Source organism: Kitasatospora sp. NPDC054939 (genome assembly GCF_053610105.1).
The window spans coordinates 1-1,104 of the sequence record NZ_JBSGXP010000317.1 but is presented as its reverse complement, the minus strand read 5'-3'; the positions used below and the strand labels follow the sequence as shown (position 1 = coordinate 1,104).

General features: G+C 37.8%; 1 protein-coding gene. It reads left to right on the top strand.

The features are described from left to right. Nucleotides 1–1,104 (top strand): condensation domain-containing protein (locus tag ACWGB8_RS38625; protein ID WP_452218315.1); only part of this gene is annotated, 1,104 nt, incomplete at both ends.

The following is a 1,104-nucleotide window of genomic DNA, read 5'->3' as shown; positions in this document are numbered from 1 at the left end:
GGATAGAAGACCGTGAGTCTCAAGCAGCTATTCTAATGGATCAAGAAATACAAAAACCATTTTTGTTAGAGACAGGACCACTCTTAAGTTTATCTTTGTATCAATTAGGGGATGAAGAGCATCTTTTTCTGCTTAAAATTCACCATATTATTGCAGATTTTATATCATTAGAGACTTTAATCCAAGAACTTGGCTTTTTTTATAACTCCTATGTACAAGGAGAAGTGGGTACACTCCCTGCACTTCCTATTCAATTTGTTGATTATGCCCATTGGCAACAGGAGAATATGAAAGAGAATGTATACCACAAACAATTGGAATATTGGAAGGGGAAATTAGATGGCGAACTCCCAGTTTTGAGAATGCCATTGGATGGTCCTAGACCGGCTGTTATGACACACAATGGAGAGCGAATGCGTATAACAATTCCTGCCGAAATTACGATAGCTTTAAAGGAATTGAGCCGTAAAAGTGGCGTGACGATGTTCATTACGACGTTAGCAGCATATCAAACATTACTATATCGATACACTGGTCAGGAGGATATATGTGTAGGAACTTCAATTTCTAGCCGTAATCGTCCTGAGTTGGAGAATTTAATTGGTCTTTTAGCTAACACCCTTGTATTGCGGAACAACTTAGAGGGAAATCCAACATTTGCAGAGATGTTGAAGCGAACTCGTAAAGTTTCTTTTGGCGCATTTGCACATAAAGATATTCCTTTTGAAAAATTGATTGAAGAGTTACAAACAGAGCGAAACATGAGCCATAATCTCTTCTTCCAGACGATGTTAACCTATCTCACGGCCCAAGATAATGGAAATGAGCCTTTTCATGGTGTAACAATGGAGCATTATGATCTTAAACAGAAAGCAAGTGCTCTGGATTTGAGTTTTACCATAACCGAACGAAATGACGAATTGTTATGTGCTATGGATTTTAATACTGATTTATACAATGCTGACACCATCCATCGTCTGTTAGAGCACTTCGTCAACTTATTAAAAGCTTGTATAGATAATCCACAACAACCGATTTCAGAAATTCAACTACTGTCTGAAACAGAAGAGCAGCAACTTGTTGAAAAGTGGAGTGGTAGAAATA